Here is a 19,624-nt window from a genome sequence, read left to right as displayed (position 1 = left end):
TAGTGATCGTGGTTGACGATGGCGTTGCGACCGGCGCTACGTTGCTTGCCGCATTGCGCAGTGTGCGGCGCAGCAAGCCAGAGCGTGTGATAGCCGCGGTGGGTGTAGCGCCTTCCGATACCCTTGCTCGCTTGAATGTGGCTGCGGACGAGGTCGTGTGCCTGGACGCGCCGGTGGATTTCTACGCCGTTGGTGAGTACTACGCGGATTTTTCGGAAGTGAGCGACGCGCAGGTGGTCGATATTCTGCGACGGCATCCAGGCGAGAGAGTTTGAATCCTGCGCATGATCGCTTCAGGCGTCGTATAGCTCCCGTGGATTGTCGACCAGGATGCGCTGCCGGGTTTCGCGGTCGGTGACCCATGCGTCCAGCAGTTCGAATAGACGTCCGTCGTCAGGTACCGCTTGGCGAATTGACGGATGCGGCCAGTCGCTGCCCCAGACCAGTCGGTGTGGGGCGCGCTCCACCAGCGCACGGGCGATGTCGACGGTGCCCGGATAAGGATGTTCGCCCGGCACAAGACGGTACGGCCCTGACAGCTTTGCCCAGCACCGACCGCTTTCAAGCAGGGGCAGCAGTTGTTTCATTGCGGCCGAAGCTATGCCTTCGATTGTGGGGAAGTGGCCCATGTGGTCGATGACGTAAGGTGTCGGCAGACGGGCGAGTCGTGGTGCCAGCGCTGGCAGTTCACGTCCGTCGAGCAGTAGTTGGACATGCCATCCAAGCGGCGCGATCTTACACGCGATGGTTTCCAGCTGATCGAGTGCTGTGCCCCCCATGAACAGGAGATTGAAACGCACTCCGCGAAAACCCAGGGCATGCAGGTTCTGCAGCTCATGCGTTGAAATCCCTGCATCGACTACCGCAACGCCACGCCAGGCACCGTCGGAGCTGCGCAGCGCATCGGCGGTGCAGCGATTGTCGGTGCCATAGATGCTTGGCTGGACGATGACCGCATGTTCGATGTTGAGTGTGGAGAGCATGTTGCGATATGCCTCGAGCGAGGCCGGTGCGGGATCGTAGCTGCGGGTCGGATGCAGCGGATAGCGTTCGACGGGGCCGAAAATATGGGCGTGGCAATCCCACGCGCCAAGCGGTGCCAGCGTTTGGGGTGTGCTGGGAGTCGGGTGGGGCGGTGCGCACTGTGGCAGAGGGGGAGTGTCGGAATCGGTCATCGGATGTCTCTGGAGCCTAGAGATCGCCGCCCGATTGCGCCAGGCGTTCGAATTCGCGGCTGAGCATGGCGAGCCGCGCTTCCCGCACCAGGGGGGCGCGCCGGCGCCAGCGGGTGACTTCGGCAAGATCGATGTCGGCGACGGTCAAGCCGGCTTCGCTGCCTTGAGCCTGCGCCACGGTTTCGCCCGAGGGGGCAACCACGTGCGAGCCGCCCCAGTAGTTCAAGCCGTGCTCATGTCCGACGCGGTTGACGAAGATCACGTAGCTTTCATAGATACGCGCGTGGAAGCGGACGATTTCATACCAGTAACTGTTGTTGACAACACCGTCCGAAGTTGGTTTTTCGGAGCTGTTGGTGGGAATGATGAGCAACTGGGCGCCGTCCTGCACCGCGATGAACGGAAGTACCGGCTGCCAGGCATCGTTGCAAATCAGCATCGCCGCATCGCCGTGGCGGGTGGAGAAGCTGCGCATGTGTTGGCCGGGGCTGAAATGTTTGCGTTCCTCGAAGGGACCGTAGTTCGGCAGATAGAGTTTGCGGTGAACGTGCACCAGTTCGTCAGCCTGGGTGTAGGCCGCGCTGTTGTAGGAGCGATGTCCGGCGTCCTCGTGAAATCCGAAGACCAGAGACAGCTCGCCGGCCGCCTGCAGCAGTGACCGGATCCGCGGATCATCGGGCCGCAGCGAGACGTCCTCCTCCACTTTTCCGATCGCGTAGCCGGTAAGCGTCAGTTCCGGAAATACCAATAGGTCGACGTCCTGGAGGAGCGCCTGCTTTATCAGGTCGTGCATGGTGGCGAGATTGCTCTCGATGTCACCAAGCAGGCAGTCCATTTGTCCCAAGCCTATGCGCATTGCGTCGTTTCTCGCCTTTATCGTTTATGCGTAGTCCCGTCGGGACCATCCGGCGGGACTACGCATGTTTCTACTTGATGAAGTGATGGGCTACCAGGAACTGGTGCGCCACCTGCTGCGGGAATTTACCATCCACGTCGACCTCTTTGTTGAGTTCCTGCATGGTCTTCATGGTCAGCGCCTGGGACACCGGACGGAACAGCTTCGCAAGTTGCGGATAGCGCTTGTAGACCTTGTCGCGGATGGTCAGCGCGGCGTAGTAGGGCGGGAAGAAGTGCTTGTTGTCCTGCAGCAGCACGAGCTTGAGCGCCTTGATGCGGCCATCCGTGGTGAACACATCGCCGAAGTTGCAGCGCTGACCCTGGGCGACCTGCTGGTAGACCAGGGACTCCTGCAGGATGTGCACGTTCGCCTGGGGCAGGTGCCAGCCATAGGTCTTGTCGAGTCCGGGGAGGCCGTCATCGCGCTGGGAAAACTCGTTGCCCACGCAGAAGGACGCGGCCTGCGGATGCTGCTTGATCAGCTGGCCGATGTCGCTGAACGTCTTGAGATGGTATTTCGCAGCCGTCTTGGCATTGGTGACGAGTCCGTAGCTGTCGCTGAAGTTCGCGGGGTGCAGCCACTTGATGCCGTTCTGTTTCAGGTCCTGCGCGGCGACCTGCTTGTACAGGTGGGCCTGTCCGTTGGCGCTGGTGTGGTCCAAATAGCTGATCCAACCGGTACCGGTGTATTCCCAGTACATGTCGATCTTGCCCGAGGTCAGCGCCTTGCGCACGGCATTGGAGCCGGCCATGCCAATCTGGTTGTTGACGTGGGCGCCGGCGGCCTGCAGCAACTGCATCGTAATCTGGCCGAGGATGAGCTGCTCGGTGAACTCCTTGGAGCCCACTGTGAAGGTGGCACCTGACAGGTCGACACGTTGCGCCAGGGGCTTCTCCGCCCAGGCCGGAGTGGCGATGCAGGTTAAGGCCGCCAGCGCGAATGCGATGACGGCGGATACGCGTTTATGTGTGAGCTGCTTCATATTCCCCTCGTAGTGGTAGGGCCAGGGGCGGAATGCCCCGGCCGTTGGGACGATGCCCGTTGGGCGTCTGTCTCCATGGTGCCGCGCGCGTAGTGCCTCTTGCGGACGCTGGCGCGGCTTCTCCTCCTGGTTGATCGTGTGTTTACAGGCCTTTGGGCCGCAACAGTTCCTCCGCGATCCCTGCGAGCCAGTCGACGGACAGTGCCAGCACCGCCGAGAGAGTGCTTCCGGTGACCAGGATGCTGGTGCGCCCGAGATTGTTGCCGGTGACGATGAGCTGTCCGAGGCCGCCGGCGCCAACGAACGTGGCCAGCGTGGCGGTGCCGACGAGGATGACGAGCGCGGTACGTATGCCGGCCAGCATGACGGGGATCGCCAGCGGCAGTTCGACGCGCAGCAGCACCGAGGCGGAACTCAAGCCCATGCCGCGCCCGGCTTCGACGTATGCGGGGTCGATCTGCTCCAGGCCGACCATGGTGTTGCGCAGCACCGGCAGGATCGAGTACAGCACGAATGCGGCGACCGCAGGCCAGAAACCCAGGCCATAGAAGATGGCGATCAGGACCAGTACGCCGATGGACGGAACCGCCTGGCCGATGTTGACCACGCTGATGATCGGCGTGGTCAGGCGCCGCGCGTAGGGCCGCGTCAGCAGTATTCCCAGCGGAACGGCGATGGCTACGACCAGTATCGCGGAGACCACGGTGATGGCGATCTGCTGCGACAGCAAGTGACCGATGACGGCCGCGTTGAGACTGCGACGCTCTATGCTGTCGAGCTGCATCCCGTCGATCCAGATGTACAGTGCGATGCATACGCCGGTCAGGGCCAGCGGCATGTAGAAATGCCTGCGCCAGCGCTGCAGCCAGCCGTTCGGCGTGGACCCGACGGCAAGGCTGTCCGATGCGCTGCTCATGAGATTTCACCGGCGTCGCACGGCTCGTAGCGGCTGTGCATGTTAAGCGTGCGCAGCGCATGGCGCATGTCCGTGAAGTCGAGCATGCCGCAGGGGGTGTCTTCGTGATCGACGACGACCAGTCGGTCGTTGTCGCTGGTTAGCATTTTGTCCAGGGCGTCGCGCAGCGTGGCGTCGCGATGAATGGTGTCCGTAGGTTGGACGTCAGCCGCGGCAGCGACTTCCCGCAGACCGATGTCGCAGACGCGCGACAGTGCCAGACGTTTGAGCATTGCACCGCTACCGGTCAGATCGCGGACGAAGTCGTTGGCCGGGGCGGTGAGTATGCGCTCGGGAGTGTCGTATTGGATAATGCGCGAGCGTTCGCCGAACACCGCAATACGATCGCCCATCTTGACCGCTTCGTCGATGTCGTGGCTGACGAAGACGATGGTCTTGCGGATGCGTTCCTGCAGGCGGAGAAATTCGTTCTGCAGCCGTTCTCGCGTAATCGGGTCGATGGCGCCGAAGGGTTCGTCCATCAGCAGTACGGGAGGGTCGGCGGCCATCGCGCGGGCCACGCCGACGCGCTGTTTCTGTCCGCCGGACAGCGCCTTCGGGTAGCGGCGGCCGTATTCCAGGGGGATGCCGATCAGGTCCAGCAGTTCGTCCACGCGGCGGGCAATGCGGGCCTTGTCCCAGCCAAGCAGACGCGGAACCACTGCGATGTTGTCGGCGATGGTCATGTGCGGAAACAGACCGATCTGCTGGATGACGTAGCCGATGCGCCTGCGCAGTTGATCGGGGTTTACGTGGCTGACGTCCTCTCCTTCCAGGAAGATGCGTCCGGAAGTCGGTTCGATCAAGCGGTTGATCATCTTCATGGTGGTGGTCTTGCCGCAGCCCGACGGACCGACGAAGACGACGATTTCTCCGCTATGGATGTTCAGGCTGAGATTGTCCACGGCAGCTACGTCGTGCCCGGGGAATCGCTTGCACAGTTCTTCGAGGCCGATCATGACCTCTTCGCTGGTGGTTTGCTTTCGGTCAGTCATGCATTCCTCGGGGTGTGGTGAGCCAGCCGAACAAGGCCAGGCATAGATCGAAAACAACGGCCAGAATCACGATGCCCAACGTTCCGCTCAAGGCCAGGTCGAAGCCCTGAGCGGTACCCAGGCGGGCGAGACCGGTGAAGATGTTCTTGCCCAGGCCCGGGCCGTTGACGTACGCGGCAATGGCGGCGATGCCGAGAATAATCAGCGTCGCGACGCGGATGCCGGTGATGATCACCGGCCAGGCGAGCCGCAGCTCCACGTGCCAAAGGATCTGGCGCGACGTCATCCCCATGCCGCGCGCGGACTCGGTAATTGCCGGATCGACCCCGCGCAATCCGACGATGGTGTTACGCAGTATCGGCAGCAGGGCGTACATCACCAGGGCGGTGACCGTGGGCGGGTAGCCGAGGCCTAGGATGGGAATGAACAGGCCGAACAGGGCGAAGGAGGGGATGGTGACGAAGATGTTGGCTATGGTCAGCGCCGCGTTGGCGGGCTGGCGGGTTCGGTACAGGGACACGCCCAACATGACGGCGATGATCGATGCGATGATGATCGAAATCGTGACGACCACGATGTGTTCGATGGTCAGGCCCAGTAGATGCGGCCAGCGGTACTGCAGGTAACTGTAGAACTGCCCGGCTGAGATCATCGGTCAGGCTCCGTTATTCGTTATGGCGTTCGGGCTGGGTGCCGCGAGGACGGCGCAAAATGGACTTGCGCCAAGTGTCGCCGGTTCTGGCGGGTGGTTTCCCTCCGGCGTAGATGCCACCGGCCTGCGCAGCCTTTTCCGCTGCGGCAAGACGGGACATGGCCTTGTCGCCGAGTCGGCGCCCCAGTTCGGAGGCGATGCAGTTGATCAGTGCACCGGGGGCTGCGAGCGAACCGACGAAATCCTGAATCGTGCCGCGACTGAATAGGCTGACGTGGGCCAGCGGCAGCAACGGCGACAGCGTGCTGTCGGTAATGCACAGAATGCGTCGGTCGCGGGCATGGGCGAAATGCAGCAGATGTATCAGGTCGGACGGATAGCGGGCGAAGCCGATACCGAGAACGATGTCTGTGTCTTCGAGCTGGGCGATTCTGTCGTATAGCGTTGAATCGGCTTGGGTGTATACCTCGATCCCGGGGCGAATCTTGTTCAAGGAGTAGGCAAGATAGTCGGCTAGCGGTGCGACATAACGGAAACCGAGGATCACCACCTGCTGTGCGTCGTGGAGATTGTCCACAAAGCGTTCGAACTGCGCCTCGGAAAAATTGTGTGCGAGCGCGCGCAGGGTTTCCATCTCCTCGTCAATGATGCGGCGCAGCAATGCCGCTGACGATGTATTGCCGCTCGGCAGGCTTTGCAGCCGCTCGACCCCCGTCAGGTCGATATTGACCTGATCCTGCAGGGCGGCGCGCAGGGCGTCGAAATCTCTGTAACCCAGAGCGCGCGGGAAACGAACGACCGTGGCTAGGCTGACGCCGGCCGCTTCCGCCAGCTCGCGCGTGCTCATGAATGCCGCGTCCAAATAATGTGCTTCGACGAAGCGGGCGACCGCCAGCGTCTTGGGCGAGAGCGTGCTGTGCGCGGCTCTCAAGCGTGTGAAGAAATCACCCTGAGTCGAAGTCATTTGAATCAAATTATTCATGTAGAGTCGTGCTGAACGATAGGGTGCGCTTTTTGGGCTGTCAAGTCCGGCGGTTAATGAGGCGGCGATGGGCTGCATGGAAACAATAAGAATCATATGAGTCTTTTTATTGATAACTAAATTCAATTGAATCATACTGGATTTGGAGTCTACCCCCCAAACCAGAGAAGGTGATTACAGTGAAGGCGCGTGAATGTGAGTTTTACAGCGATGGCGTGCGGCTCGACGGGTTGCTGCAGCTTCCGGATGTGCCCCCGGCCAACGAACGGGGTTATCCTGCGGTCGTGTTCTGTTCCGGTTATCAGGGTCTCAAGGAACTGATTCCGGAAAAGTTCTGGAATGCGCTGACGGCAGCGGGAATCGCCTGCTTCTCGTTCGACTACCGGGGGTTTGGTACCAGCGATGGCGATCGTGGTCGCCTGCTCCCGTCTGAACAGGTCGAGGATGCCCTGAATGGTGTGACCTATCTTCTCGAGCAGCCCGAGATCGATGCCTCCCGCGTGGCCTTGGTCGGCTGGGGATTCGGTGGTGGCGTCGTCGTACAGGCTGCAGCCGAGGATGAACGCGTGGCGGCGGTGGCCTGCCTCAGCGGTATCGGTGACGGAGGCCGGGCGGTGCGCGATTCGCGTACGTATCCGGAGTGGCTGGCGATGCAGGATCGCATCAAGGCCGATCGCGTCCGACGCGTGCTAACGGGCGAAGCGGAGCGGGTCAGTCCCTGGGATATCGTACCGCTCGAGCCGGTTACACGCGCGGACGTGGATCGCGAGATGTATGCCAAGCATGATCGTTTCGGCATAGAAATGTATCTATATTCCGCCGATGCCTATTACCGCTTTCAGCCTGAGAAGGTGGCAGACAAGATCAGTCCGCGGCCGCTGTTGATCATGCACGGCACCCGCAACGGCCTGCATCCGATCGACGAGGCCCGCAGTCTCTACGCGCATGCTGCCGAGCCCAAAGTGCTGGTTGAGCTTCCGGATGCGACGCATCTCGACTGGATCGAGGTCGGACACCCCCTGCATGCGGAAGCCATGCAGGTGTTGACTTCCTGGCTGCAGGAGGCGCTGCCGCATTCGGGGCATGAGCAGCTTGCGGTTTCGGCTGCGGAGCAGGCCGACGCGTCCGTGTTGCGCGCCGTACCATCCACGGCGGGTAACTGAGCATCCGTCAGGTTGCCCGGACCACAGGGGCCCGATAGTCGTTTTCGTAAAGGTCGGCCGTCGCAACTGCGATGACCGACCGTGTTTTTGCCGCTGTGCCGAGTACGTGTGGATGCTTCACAATGTAGGTTTGGCCCGTCCCGTGCCAGCGGCGTTGAACTGATCGATGGGAAATCCGATGGCGAATACGCAATTTTCAACAGATGGCCCGGCAGGGGAGCAGACGGTGGCCGGGGCGTTGGCTACCGAGTTGCGGGGCGTCATCGCGGGAGAAGTGCGTTTCGATTCAGGTAGCCGCGCGCTGTATTCGACGGATGCCTCGAACTACCGGCAGGTGCCGATCGGGGTCGTCGTTCCCCGCACTGTTGACGACATCGTGGAAACGGTTGCCGTCTCCCGGCGCCACCAGGCGCCGATTCTGATGCGTGGCGGCGGTACCAGTCTGGCGGGGCAGACTTGCAACGTCGCGGTCGTCCTGGACACCTCCAAGTACCTGAATCGTGTGCTGACGCTTGATCCGCAGGCCCGGACCGCCGAGGTCGAACCCGGTGTGGTGTGTGACGTGCTTAGAGATGCTGCTGAGACTCACGGGCTGACCTTCGGCCCCGATCCTTCCACTCACAGCCGCTGCACGCTGGGGGGAATGATCGGCAACAACGCCTGCGGTGCGCATTCGGTCATGGCGGGCAAGACCGCGGAGAATATCGAAGCGCTGGAGATCCTGACCTACGACGGTTTGCGCATGCGGGTTGGACCTACCCCGGAGCCGGAACTCGAGGCGATCATCCACGAAGGCGGGCGCAAGGGCGAAATCTATGCCGGCCTGAAAGCGCTGCGCGACCGTTACGCGGATGCGATCCGCGCGCAGTTTCCCAAGATCCGCCGGCGCGTGTCGGGCTTCAATCTGGAGGAGTTGCTGCCCGAGAACGGCTTCAACGTCGCCAGGGCGCTGGTCGGCACCGAGGGTACCTGCGTGGTGACGCTGTCGGCGACGGCACGCCTTGTGCCCAGTCCGCGTCACCGCGTTCTGCTCGTGCTGGGCTATGCGGACATCTGCGTGGCAGCCGATCATGCCCCGAAGTTGGTGGAGCAGGGTGCGCTATGCGTCGAGGGACTCGACGAGAACATCATCAACGACATGCGCAAGAAGGGCATGGAACTGGGCGCCATCCGTTTGCTGCCCGGTGGCGATGCCTGGCTAATGGTCGAATTCGGCGGCGAGACCCGCGAGGAGGCGCTGGACAGGGCGCAGGCCGCGCTGGCCGGTCAGCGCACGATAGGCGCGCTGACCGGCGGCGAAGTGTTCGCCGACCCGCGCGACCAGCGTGTCGTCTGGTCGATTCGCGAGAACGGCGCGGCGGCGACCAATGCGGTGCCCGGCGAGCCCGAATCCTATCCAGGATGGGAGGACGCTGCAGTCGACCCGGAACAGGTCGGCGACTATCTGCGCGACTACCGCAAGCTGCTGGAGCGCTACGGCTACCGCTCCTCGCTCTACGGCCATTTCGGCGACGGCTGCATCCATGGTCGGGTCACTTTCGATTTGCATTCGGAGCAGGGGCTCGCGCAGTGGCGGGCCTTCATGGAAGAGGCCACCGATCTGGTGGTCAAGTACGGCGGTTCGCTGTCCGGCGAACACGGTGACGGCCAGGCGCGGGCCGAACTGCTGCCGCGCATGTACAGCGCCGAGATCATGCAGGCCTTCCGCGAATTCAAGGCGATCTGGGATCCGCACAACCGTATGAATCCCGGCAAGCTCGTCGATCCATACCGGCTCGACGAGAACCTGCGTACCGGCCCCGACTACCGGCCGGCCGATCCGCCGACCGTGATGTCCTTCTACCGCGACGAGGGCAGCTTCGCGAAGGCCGCCGGGCGCTGCGTCGGCGCCGGCAAGTGTCGTCGGCACGAGGGGGGCGTGATGTGCCCGAGCTACCGCGCGACCCGCGAGGAGCGCGATTCGACGCGCGGTCGTGCACGCATGCTGTTCGAGATGGTGCAGGGCGATCCGCTGAGCGGCGGCTGGGACGATCCTCACGTCAAGGAGTCGCTGGACCTGTGCCTGTCCTGTAAGAGCTGCCGGGCGGAATGCCCGGTGCAGGTCGACATGGCCAGCTACAAGGCCGAATTCCTGCACCACTATCATCAACATCACCGGCGTCCGCCGCAGGCCTATACCATCGGCCTGATCCATCAGTGGGCGAGGATCGCCGGCCGCCTGCCGTGGCTGGTCAACGCGCTGACCCGCGCGCCCGGCATTTCCCGTCTACTCAAGGCGGTTGCGGGCATTGCGCCGCAGCGCAGCATTCCGCTGTTCCGACGCCCGTTCAACCGCAGCTTCCGCGCGCAAGTCCGGGATGCTGCGAACCGGGGCAAGGTGGTACTGTGGCCGGACACCTTCAATAACCATTTCCATCCGCAGACGCTGGATGCTGCGGTGAAGGTGCTCAATGCCGCCGGTTTCGGGGTCGAAGTGCCGCGCGGCTTCGTATGCTGCGGGCGGCCGCTATACGACTTCGGCATGCTGGACTCCGCGCGCCACCGTCTGGAACACAGCATGCGGGTGCTCGCTAACGCCATCGATGCGGATACGCCCGTAATCGGTTTGGAGCCTGCGTGCGTCGCGACCTTCCGGGACGAGTTGTTGAATTTTTTTCCGGATGACAAAAGGGCCCGGCGATTGAGCGAACTGGTGTTTCTGTTGCCGGAATTTCTCGAAAAACAGGGTGGTTATTTCAAAGGTATGCAGGGCAAAGCCCTGGTGCACGGACACTGCCACCAGAAGGCGGTTATGGGCATGGGAAGCACGGAATCCGTGCTATGCGATGCCGGACTGGATGTGACCATGCTCGATGCGGGATGCTGCGGCATGGCCGGCGCCTTCGGCTTCGATGTGGAGAAGTACGAAGTCTCCATGAGCATCGGTGAGGAGCGGCTGCTGCCGGCAGTGCGCGGTGCGGCGGACGAGACGCTGATCATCGCCGACGGCTACAGCTGTCGGGAACAGGTGTTCCAGGCTACGGGCAGACTGCCGTTGCACAGTGCGGAGGTGTTGTTGCGTGCGCTGGAAGGCAGCGGGGCGAGCGAATAGCGGCTGTGATAGTGTCAGGCGGACGGACACCCCGGAGAATGCCCGCCGCCTACTCATCTTCAAACCAGTTGTCCGCTCTGGTAGTCACGAAACGCCTGCTCGATTTCCTCGCGCGTGTTCATGACGAACGGTCCGTACTGGACGATCGGTTCGCGCAACGGTTTGCCGGCCAGAAGCAGAAAGGCCGCGCCGTGCTCGCCCGCGCTTATCTCCACGGTGTCGCCGGGCGTGAGCACGCCGGCGTCCTGCGCCTCCAGCGTATGCGCGGCTTCGGCCGGTCCGATCCGGATGGAACCTTCGAACGGATAGACGAAGACGTTGTGTCCGGCTTCCACGAGGTGGATAAACGTCCCGCCGGCGGGCAAGCGCACGTCGAGGAACAGTGGTTCCGTGCTCAGGCCCTGGATCGGCCCCGCGACCTGCTGCTCGCCCACGTTCGCGGTGCCGGCAACCACCTTGATCTGTCCACCGCCGGGCAACGGGGCGCTCGGGATCTCCTCGGGCTGAATGTCGCGGTAACTGGCCGGTTTCATCTTCTCCCGTGCGGGCAGGTTTACCCAGAGCTGAAAGCCGCGCATCCGTCCGCTTTCCTGCTGAGGCATTTCGGAGTGGATCACCCCGCGGCCGGCGGTCATCCACTGCGCTCCGCCGCTTCTGAGGTCGCCGCGGTTGCCGAGGTGGTCCTCGTGCAGCATGTGCCCGTCGAGCATGTAGGTGACCGTTTCGAAGCCGCGGTGCGGATGATCTGGAAAGCCGGCGATGTAGTCGTCGGCGTTTTCGGAGGAGAATTCGTCCAGCATCAGGAAGGGGTCGACGCGTGCGCCCTGAGTCTGTCCAAGGCTCCGCCTCAGCCTGACGCCGCCGCCATCGGTGGTCGGCATGGAGCGAATGATCTGCTGTAGTGTACGGGGTGTCATGGGGAGATCCTCCGTCAGAGGAGCGAAGATCAGGCCACCAGGTTGGCGAGGCGCTGTTCGGCTTCGGCCAGTGATGTCTGCTTGCTGGATTCGTCGATGTTGAGGCCTTCGGCGTAGACGAATTCGACGTCCGTCATGCCCAGAAAGCCGAGAAAATCGCGCATGTAGCCGGTCTGGCTGTCCAGTGCTGTGCCTGCATAGTACCCACCGCGGGCGGCGAGCACGTATACCCTCTTGCCCTGCAGTAGCCCTTCGGGCCCGTTCTCCGTGTAGCGAAAGGTCATTCCGGCGCGGGCGACGTGATCGAAGTAAGCCTTCAGCGTAGAGGGAATGCCGAAGTTGTACATTGGCAGACCGATGACGACGACATCCGCTTCGCTGAGTTCACGAATCAGCATGTCGGAGAAGTCGACCACCTCCGTCTGTTCGGGCGAACGTGCGTCCGCCGGCGTCAGAAATGCCTGGAAGCGGTCGGCGTCAAGGTGCGGAATCGGCTCGCGGGCAAAGTCGCGGGTTAGTATTTCACTGTCGGGATTGCGGTCGCGCCAGGCAGCGACGAACTGGTTGGCGAGACGGCTGGACTGGCCGTCGCTGGAAAAGAGACTGGCATTGATCTGCAAGAGCTTTTTCATGGTTTCCGTTTCGTATGGTTGAATGATGCAATCTATTAAGCTATCTACTGATAAAATAATAAAATAGAAATATCTGTTTTAATTTATCTAATTATTGGATATGTCAAGAATCCCACGCATCTCCCTGGAACATTGGCGTAGTCTGCAGGCCGTAGTGGATTCGGGGGGATACGCACAGGCCGCTGCGGCTCTGCACAAGAGCCAATCGGCCGTGACCTATGCGGTGCAGAAGATCGAGTCGCAGTTGGGCGTCAAGATTTTCGAAATCGAGGGGCGCAAAGCGGTGCTCACGCCCACGGGGCAAATGCTATACCGCCGGGCTGTGGCGTTGGTCGAGGAGGCTCGAGAGCTGGAGTGTGCGGCACAGCTGTTGTCGGCCGGCTGGGAGGCCGAAATTCGCCTGGCCACGGAGATCCTGTTTCCACCGCGGCTGTTGCTGGACAGTCTTGCGCGCTTCAGGACGGAAAGTCCAGGTACGCGTATAGAGGTCATAGAGTCGGTGTTGGGCGGCACCACCGAAGCGCTGCTACAGGGACGGACTGATATTGCGATTAGTCCACGCGTACCACCGGGGTTTCTGGGGGATCCGCTGCTGCGGATGCGTATAGTGGCGGTGGCTCATCCGGAGCACCCTCTGCATCGTGTGGGCAGGGAATTGACCTATCGGGATCTGCGCGCGCATCTTCATGTGGTGGTGCGCGATTCCGGCGTCAAACGCGATCTTCAGGAGCTGTCGGTGGAGGTCGAGCAGCGTTGGACCGTCGGGCATCTGGCGACGTCCATAGAGGCTGTGCGCTCGGGCTATGGTTTCGCCTGGCTGCCCGAAGAGCATATTCGCGACGAACTGGCAGCGGGTACGCTCAAGCGTCTTCCTCTGCGGGAAGGGGCGGAGAGCGTAGCTGAGCTGTTTCTGGTAGTGGCCGAGCCGGATCTTGCCGGTCCCGGGGTGCGTCGTCTGACGGCGATTATCCGAGAGGCTGTCGGGGCGAGTTGAAATGACCTGTGATCGCCTTTTGTAGAGGCGATGCTCCGGTGAGGTCTGGATCGGTCGGATTTACTGCATCTCCCGACCGGTAGAGGGAGCTTACAGTGATGCCGGCTGGACGAAACGTCGCTTGGTCTTCGTGGTGTGCTTTTTGATGAAGTCCGACACCAATCCGATGGTTTCGATAATGCCTACGGCCAGAGGATTGCTGACATCGACGGAAACCACGTTGCCGCGAACGCTGACGCGAATCGGACTTTCGGTATCGCAATGTGTCAATCGGCGCGCCGTTTCTTGGGCTTGCTTCTCGTCTTCCAGTGACAGCGTCAATAAGTTGTACATAGCAGTTTGTCTCAGTGAAGCGCCTGTCCCGACAGTGACGCTCTACGGTACGGGATGACAGGAGGATTGAGTCATTCCGAATTTCATTCGGGAGGGGGAAACAAAAAGGGCCTGGCGATTTACGCCAAGCCCTTATGTCATCTGGCTCCCCAGCGCGGACTCGAACCACGGACCCGGTGATTAACAGTCACCTGCTCTACCAACTGAGCTACTGGGGAATTGCGAGACCGCGAATGGTAGAGAAGCGCTCCGGTTTGGTCAAGATGCTGTAACACGTTTTTGCCGATCTCGCTTCGCACCTTCCGCAGGGTCCGGGGCGGTGGGATAGACTGGCGGTTTGTATCGGCAGCGGAAACGGTGCCCTCCTCGGGTGGATGCGAATGAGCGATCAGTTTCAGCTTGAGACGGATTATGTGCCGGCCGGCGACCAGCCGGCGGCGATCGAAGCGCTGATGGACGGTCTGGAGGCCGGGCTGGCGCACCAGACCCTGCTCGGTGTGACCGGCTCGGGAAAGACCTTCACAATCGCCAACGTCATCCAGCGTCTGAAGCGGCCCACGGTAATCTTGGCGCCGAATAAGACGCTTGCGGCACAGCTCTACGGCGAGATGCGCGAATTCTTTCCGCACAACGCCGTGGAATATTTTGTCTCCTATTACGACTATTATCAGCCGGAAGCCTACGTGCCGGCGAGCGATACCTTCATAGAGAAGGATGCCTCGGTTAACGATCATATCGAGCAGATGCGGCTGTCGGCGACCAAGGCGCTGATGGAGCGTCGCGATGCGATCATTGTCGCCACGGTGTCGGCGATCTATGGTCTGGGTGATCCTGGGTCGTATCTGCGCATGGTGTTGCACCTCGACCGCGGCGACCGTATTGATCAGCGCGAGTTGCTGCGCCGGCTGGCGGAGTTGCAGTACACGCGCAACGACGTGGAACTGCAGCGCGGCACCTACCGGGTGCGGGGCGAGGTGATCGACATACGCCCGGCGGAGTCCGGCGACGAAGCGGTGCGAGTCGAGCTGTTCGACGACGAAATCGAACAGCTGTCGTATTTCGATCCGCTGACCGGCGAGATCCTGCGTCGCGTGCCGCGACTGACGATCTATCCCAAGACGCACTATGTCACGCCGCGTTCGACGCTGTTGGAGGCGGTCGAGGAGATCAAGGTGGAGCTGAAGGAGCGGCTCGCACAGTTTCGCGACCAGGGTAGGTTGGTGGAGGCCCAACGCCTCGAACAGCGGACCCGCTTCGATATCGAGATGATCATCGAGCTGGGCTATTGCTCGGGCATCGAGAACTATTCGCGCTATCTGTCCGGGCGCGGGCCCGGTGAGCCGCCGCCGTGTCTGCTCGATTATTTGCCGGCGGACGCGTTAATGGTCATCGACGAGAGCCACGTCACCGTACCGCAGTTGGGAGCGATGTATAAAGGTGACCGCTCGCGCAAGGAAACGCTGGTCGAGTACGGTTTCCGTTTGCCCTCGGCGCTGGACAACCGGCCGCTGCGTTTCGATGAGTTCGAGCGCCTGACGCCGCAGACGATCTATGTTTCCGCCACGCCGGGGCCGTACGAACAGGAACACGCCGGCGCGGTCGTGGAGCAGGTGGTGCGGCCTACCGGCTTGGTCGATCCCGGAGTGGAGATCCGTCCGGTTGCCGGTCAGGTCGACGACGTCATGTCAGAGATCACGCAGCGAGCGGCGCGCAACGAGCGGGTGCTGGTGACGACCCTGACCAAACGGATGGCTGAAGACCTGACCGAGTACCTGCACGAGAACGGTGTGCGCGTGCGCTATCTGCATTCCGATATCGATACGGTCGAACGCGTGGAGATCATCCGTGATCTGCGCCTGGGAGAGTTCGACGCGCTGATCGGCATCAACCTGTTGCGCGAGGGGCTGGACATGCCGGAAGTGTCGCTGGTGGCCATACTCGATGCGGATAAGGAAGGCTTCCTGCGTTCCGAGCGTTCGCTGATCCAGACTATCGGCCGCGCGGCGCGCAATCTGCACGGCAAGGCGATTCTGTATGCCGATTCGGTGACCGGCTCCATGCGCCGCGCGCTGGACGAAACCGAACGCCGTCGGGACAAACAGTTGAGTTTCAATGCGGAACACGGCATCACTCCGAAAGGCGTGGAGAAACGTATCGCCGACGTCATGGAGGGCGCTTATGCGGGGAGCCCGGCGGCGAGTGCAGGGCGCTGGGCCAAGGTGGCGGAAAAGCAAGCCGGCTATGCCAACCCTGCACAGGCCTCGAAGCGCATCGAGCAGCTCGAGAAACAGATGTACGAGCACGCGCGCAATCTCGAATTCGAGCAGGCGGCCCGTTTGCGCGATGAGGTGCATCGTTTGCGCGAAGAGGCGTTCGGCGGCGACAGCTGAGGCGTCTGTCGCCGTCGGGCAACAGTGTCATCCCAATAAAAAATTAGTAAATCATAATAATCTGAACTTATTGCTTGTCAGCGCGACATGGGAGGGCATTATGAGCGGTTTGCGGGGCGGCGCTTACTCGCCGATGTATTTTTTGGCTTCGCTGGGCGCCGGAGGATTGGCGGTATCGTTTTTCATCTACCTGATGTTCATGGTGGATCATCCGGACACGCCGATGGTGACATTCGATCATCTATGGCCGCTGCTTGCGGATGGGCCGTTGGCGGTTCGTGCGCTGGTCGGTGCCGCGATGTGCGCCATCCTGGTCCTTGCGCTGGTGCACTTTCGATTGTTGCTGTGGAATCTGGGCATGCATGCGCGTTTCAGGCGCACCGAGGTGTATCGCGAGTTGCGCAATTCCAATCACGAGGTGACGCTCATGGTCATACCTCTGACGTTGGCCATGAGCATCAATCTGGCGTTCGTCCTCGGGGCGGTGTTCGTACCAGGGCTGTGGGCGGTGATCGAGTATCTGTTCCCATTTGCGATCCTTGGCTTTCTCGCGGTGGGAATCTATGCCTTGCGGGTTTTCACTGATTACCTGACGCGTCTGTTCATCCGGGGTGATTTCGACTTCGTCGACAACAACAACCTGAGTCAGATGATCGCGATCTTCGCCTTTGCCATGGTTGCCGTCGGTCTGGCGGCGCCGGGGGCGATGAGTCATCACGTTGAAATCAATGCGATCGCCATATTTCTCTCCATCTTCTTCGCCAGTGTTGCGGTGCTGTTAGGAGGGGTGAAGTTCGTGCTCGGTTTCAAGTCCATCATCAGGCACGGCTTGAACGAGTCTGCCTCGCCCAGCGTATGGCTGGTCATTCCCATTCTTACTTTGCTCGGCATTACTTTCGTACGTTTGTCGTTCGGCCTGGTGCACGGCTTTGATGGAGACATGTCGAGACATCACCTGTTCGTGATGGGCTCTGTGGTGGTCTCGCTGGAGATGTTGTTCGGTCTGCTCGGTATGGCGGTCATGCGCCGAATGGGGTATTTCCGGGACTATCTGCATGGTGAGAAACGTGATCCGGGGAGTTACTCGTTGATCTGCCCTGGTGTCGCGTTCTTCGTCTTCGGCATGTTTTTCATCTACTACGGCCTGGGGCGGCTCGAGCTTGTCGAGCGCTTCAGTCCACTGTACTTCGGTTTCCTGCTGCCGCTGGTCTACGTGCAGATCAAGACGCTGTTTACGTTCTTGCACCTCAATCGGCGGTTCTTCGGCGGTACGGGTTTGCGTCCGGGCAGAGCGGCGATCGATGCGATTTGAAAGAGGGTCTTGCCGTTTTTGAATGGCTCGGATAAGATTTGCGCTTCTTCAGGCGCGTAGCTCAGTTGGTTAGAGCACCACCTTGACATGGTGGGGGTCGTTGGTTCGAGTCCAATCGCGCCTACCAACGCTTCGAAAAGGCTGTCGGTGTCGACGGGGAGGTTTCCCGCGATGCCGCAGCCTTTTGTTTGTGGCCGATGGCCCCTCGTATAGGTCATCCATGGAGACTGCCATGCCAGTTATCACCCTGCCTGACGGCAGCGAGCGCCGTTTCGATCACCCCGTAACCGTAGGCGAAGTCGCCTCCGATATTGGTGCCGGTCTGGCCAAGGCCGCGCTGGCCGGTCGTGTCGATGGCCGTCTGGTCGATCTGTCCCGTGTTATCGGGAATGATGCGCAGGTGGCGATCGTCACCTCGAGAGACGACGACGGTCTTGAGATTCTCCGGCATTCGACCGCGCATCTGCTCGGTCAGGCGGTGAAGGATCTGTTCCCGGAAGCGCAGGTCACTATCGGCCCGGTGGTCGACAACGGTTTCTATTACGACTTTGCCTATTCGCGTTCCTTCACGCCCGAGGACGTGGCGGCCATCGAGGCCAGGATGCAGGAACTCGCCGCGCAGGATCTGCCGGTGACGCGTAGCGAAATGCCGCGCGAGGAGGCGATTGCCTTTTTCCGCGATATGGGTGAGGAGTACAAGGCGCGCATCATCGAGGACATCCCCGCCGGCGAGACCTTGTCGCTCTACAGGCAGGGCGAGTTCATCGATCTGTGCCGCGGTCCGCACGTGCCGAGCACCGGCAAGCTGGGTGCGTTCAAGCTGACCAAGCTGGCCGGTGCCTATTGGCGCGGTGACGCCAGCAACGAGATGCTGCAGCGTATCTATGGCACCGCCTGGGCGGACAAGAAGGCGCTGAAGGCCTATCTGCGCCAGCTCGAAGAGGCCGAGAAACGCGATCATCGCCGCATCGGCAAGCAGCTCGATCTGTTTCATGTCCAGGAAGAGGCGCCCGGCATGGTGTTCTGGCACGCCAAGGGCTGGAGTATCTGGAATACGGTCGAGCAGTACATGCGCCGCGTCTACGTCGAGTGCGGCTACCAGGAGGTGCGCACTCCTCAGGTTGTCGACGTGTCGCTGTGGAAGCGCTCCGGGCATTGGGGGAACTACAAGGAACATATGTTCTTCACGGAGTCGGAAAAGAGGGAATACGCCCTCAAGCCGATGAATTGCCCGGGGCATGTGCAGATTTTCAATCACGCCTTGCGCAGCTACCGCGATCTACCGCTGCGCTACGGCGAATTCGGCGCCTGCCACCGCAATGAAACCTCCGGCGCGCTGCACGGCATCATGCGCGTACGTGGCTTCACCCAGGACGACGGCCACATTTTCTGCACGGAGGGCCAGATCGAGGAGGAGGTCGCTACCTTCCACGAGCAGGCGATGAAGGTGTACGCCGACTTCGGTTTCGACGACGTTGCGGTGAAGATCGCCTTGCGTCCCGACGTGCGGCTCGGCTCGGACGAGGATTGGGACAAGGCCGAGGATACGCTGCGCAACGCCTTGCGCCGCTGTGGCGTGGAGTGGGAGGAGCTGCCGGGCGAGGGCGCCTTCTACAGTCCCAAGGTCGAGTACCATCTCAAGGATGCGATCGGGCGTGCGTGGCAGGTCGGCACCATTCAGGCCGACTATCACATGCCGCTCAAGCTGGATGCAGAGTACGTTGACGAGCATTCCGAGCGCCAGACGCCGGTGATGCTGCATCGCGCTATCCTCGGTTCGCTTGAGCGTTTCATCGGTATTCTGATCGAGCACCACGAGGGGCGTTTCCCGTTCTGGCTGGCGCCGATCCAGATCTCGGTGATGAACATCACCGACCGACAGGCAGCTTATGCGGAGGAAGTGCGTGAAATCCTGAGGAAACAGGGTCTTCGCGCCGTTTCCGACTTGAGAAACGAGAAGATTGGCTTTAAGATTCGCGAGCATACGCTTCAGCGTATCCCGTTCCTGTTGGTGGTCGGCGATCGTGAGGCGGAAGATCGTACAGTTGCCGTGCGCACACGTGCAGGGGAAGACCTCGGCTCGATGAGTTTGGAAACACTGCTCATGAGGCTATCCGAGGAGCCCGTGCCGTCTGCGTTTTGATTGTTTATTG

17 protein-coding genes and 2 tRNA genes are annotated in these 19,624 nt (G+C 61.3%); 8 read left to right on the top strand and 11 right to left on the bottom strand.

Translation table 11 applies throughout. The features are described 5' to 3' along the window. Positions 1–275: phosphoribosyltransferase family protein (locus tag P8014_RS08810; RefSeq protein WP_337816942.1), on the top strand; the 275-nt coding region annotated here is incomplete at its 5' end. A gap of 18 nt (positions 276–293) precedes the next feature. Here P8014_RS08810 and P8014_RS08805 read toward each other — a convergent pair. From P8014_RS08805 to P8014_RS08775, 7 genes are all read right to left on the bottom strand, one after another. Next, positions 294–1,175, bottom strand: coding sequence for an amidohydrolase family protein (locus P8014_RS08805; protein WP_337816941.1), 882 nt, complete (start codon positions 1,173–1,175; stop codon positions 294–296). A gap of 16 nt (positions 1,176–1,191) precedes the next feature. Beyond that, positions 1,192–2,031, bottom strand: a complete 840-nt coding sequence (locus P8014_RS08800; protein ID WP_337816940.1) for a nitrilase-related carbon-nitrogen hydrolase — start codon at positions 2,029–2,031, stop codon at positions 1,192–1,194. A 70-nt stretch (positions 2,032–2,101) separates the two neighbouring features. Beyond that, positions 2,102–3,055, bottom strand: coding sequence for a glycine betaine ABC transporter substrate-binding protein (locus P8014_RS08795; RefSeq protein ID WP_337816939.1), 954 nt, complete (start codon positions 3,053–3,055; stop codon positions 2,102–2,104). Positions 3,056–3,197: 142 nt separating this feature from the next. Then, entirely contained in the window at positions 3,198–3,971 is a 774-nt protein-coding gene (locus P8014_RS08790; protein WP_337816938.1) for an ABC transporter permease, read from the bottom strand. Next, a complete protein-coding gene (locus P8014_RS08785; RefSeq protein ID WP_337816937.1) occupies positions 3,968–5,005 on the bottom strand; it encodes an ABC transporter ATP-binding protein in 1,038 nt (345 codons plus the stop codon). Before P8014_RS08785 ends, P8014_RS08790 begins: the two co-directional genes overlap by 4 nt. After that, complete coding sequence (locus P8014_RS08780; protein ID WP_337816936.1) at positions 4,998–5,657, bottom strand: ABC transporter permease; 660 nt, start codon at positions 5,655–5,657, stop codon at positions 4,998–5,000. The genes P8014_RS08785 and P8014_RS08780 overlap by 8 nt, the downstream gene beginning before the upstream one ends. Before the next feature lie 13 nt (positions 5,658–5,670). After that, positions 5,671–6,639 (bottom strand): MurR/RpiR family transcriptional regulator, encoded by a 969-nt coding sequence (locus tag P8014_RS08775; RefSeq protein ID WP_337816935.1) that lies wholly within the window; start codon positions 6,637–6,639, stop codon positions 5,671–5,673. Between the two features lie 179 nt (positions 6,640–6,818). Here P8014_RS08775 and P8014_RS08770 point away from each other — a divergent pair, with 179 nt between their 5' ends. Then, positions 6,819–7,802, top strand: a complete 984-nt coding sequence (locus P8014_RS08770; protein ID WP_337816934.1) for an alpha/beta hydrolase — start codon at positions 6,819–6,821, stop codon at positions 7,800–7,802. A 178-nt stretch (positions 7,803–7,980) separates the two neighbouring features. Further along, positions 7,981–10,893, top strand: coding sequence for an FAD-binding and (Fe-S)-binding domain-containing protein (locus P8014_RS08765; RefSeq protein WP_337816933.1), 2,913 nt, complete (start codon positions 7,981–7,983; stop codon positions 10,891–10,893). A 59-nt stretch (positions 10,894–10,952) separates the two neighbouring features. Here P8014_RS08765 and P8014_RS08760 read toward each other — a convergent pair whose 3' ends face one another. Together P8014_RS08760 and P8014_RS08755 are read right to left on the bottom strand one after the other, a co-directional pair. Beyond that, entirely contained in the window at positions 10,953–11,810 is an 858-nt protein-coding gene (locus tag P8014_RS08760) for a pirin family protein (protein WP_337816932.1), read from the bottom strand. Between the two features lie 29 nt (positions 11,811–11,839). After that, positions 11,840–12,442, bottom strand: coding sequence for an NAD(P)H-dependent oxidoreductase (locus P8014_RS08755; RefSeq protein ID WP_337816931.1), 603 nt, complete (start codon positions 12,440–12,442; stop codon positions 11,840–11,842). Positions 12,443–12,542: 100 nt separating this feature from the next. Here P8014_RS08755 and P8014_RS08750 point away from each other — a divergent pair, with 100 nt between their 5' ends. Beyond that, positions 12,543–13,436, top strand: coding sequence for a LysR family transcriptional regulator (locus P8014_RS08750; RefSeq protein WP_337816930.1), 894 nt, complete (start codon positions 12,543–12,545; stop codon positions 13,434–13,436). Between the two features lie 90 nt (positions 13,437–13,526). On the opposite strand, the gene P8014_RS08745 is transcribed toward P8014_RS08750, so the two are convergent. Beyond that, positions 13,527–13,769 (bottom strand): hypothetical protein, encoded by a 243-nt coding sequence (locus tag P8014_RS08745; protein WP_337816929.1) that lies wholly within the window; start codon positions 13,767–13,769, stop codon positions 13,527–13,529. A 142-nt stretch (positions 13,770–13,911) separates the two neighbouring features. After that, positions 13,912–13,987, bottom strand: a tRNA-Asn gene (locus tag P8014_RS08740). A 162-nt stretch (positions 13,988–14,149) separates the two neighbouring features. Here P8014_RS08740 and uvrB point away from each other — a divergent pair. From uvrB to thrS, 4 genes are all read left to right on the top strand, one after another. Continuing rightward, positions 14,150–16,159, top strand: a complete 2,010-nt coding sequence (gene uvrB, locus P8014_RS08735; protein ID WP_337816928.1) for an excinuclease ABC subunit UvrB — start codon at positions 14,150–14,152, stop codon at positions 16,157–16,159. Further along, the gene (locus P8014_RS08730) at positions 16,113–17,471 is read left to right on the top strand and encodes a hypothetical protein (protein WP_337816927.1); all 1,359 of its coding nucleotides are present in this window, start codon (positions 16,113–16,115) and stop codon (positions 17,469–17,471) included. Before uvrB ends, P8014_RS08730 begins: the two co-directional genes overlap by 47 nt. Before the next feature lie 50 nt (positions 17,472–17,521). Continuing rightward, positions 17,522–17,598, top strand: a tRNA-Val gene (locus P8014_RS08725). A gap of 105 nt (positions 17,599–17,703) precedes the next feature. Next, a complete protein-coding gene (gene thrS, locus P8014_RS08720) occupies positions 17,704–19,614 on the top strand; it encodes a threonine--tRNA ligase (RefSeq protein ID WP_337816926.1) in 1,911 nt (636 codons plus the stop codon). Positions 19,615–19,624 lie beyond the last annotated feature (10 nt).

Origin of the sequence: Acidihalobacter sp. (assembly GCF_037381185.1) — a bacterium.
Lineage (GTDB): Bacteria > Pseudomonadota > Gammaproteobacteria > DSM-5130 > Acidihalobacteraceae > Acidihalobacter_A.
Note: the sequence above shows the minus strand (reverse complement) of the source record. Positions and strands in the feature narration are given on the sequence as shown.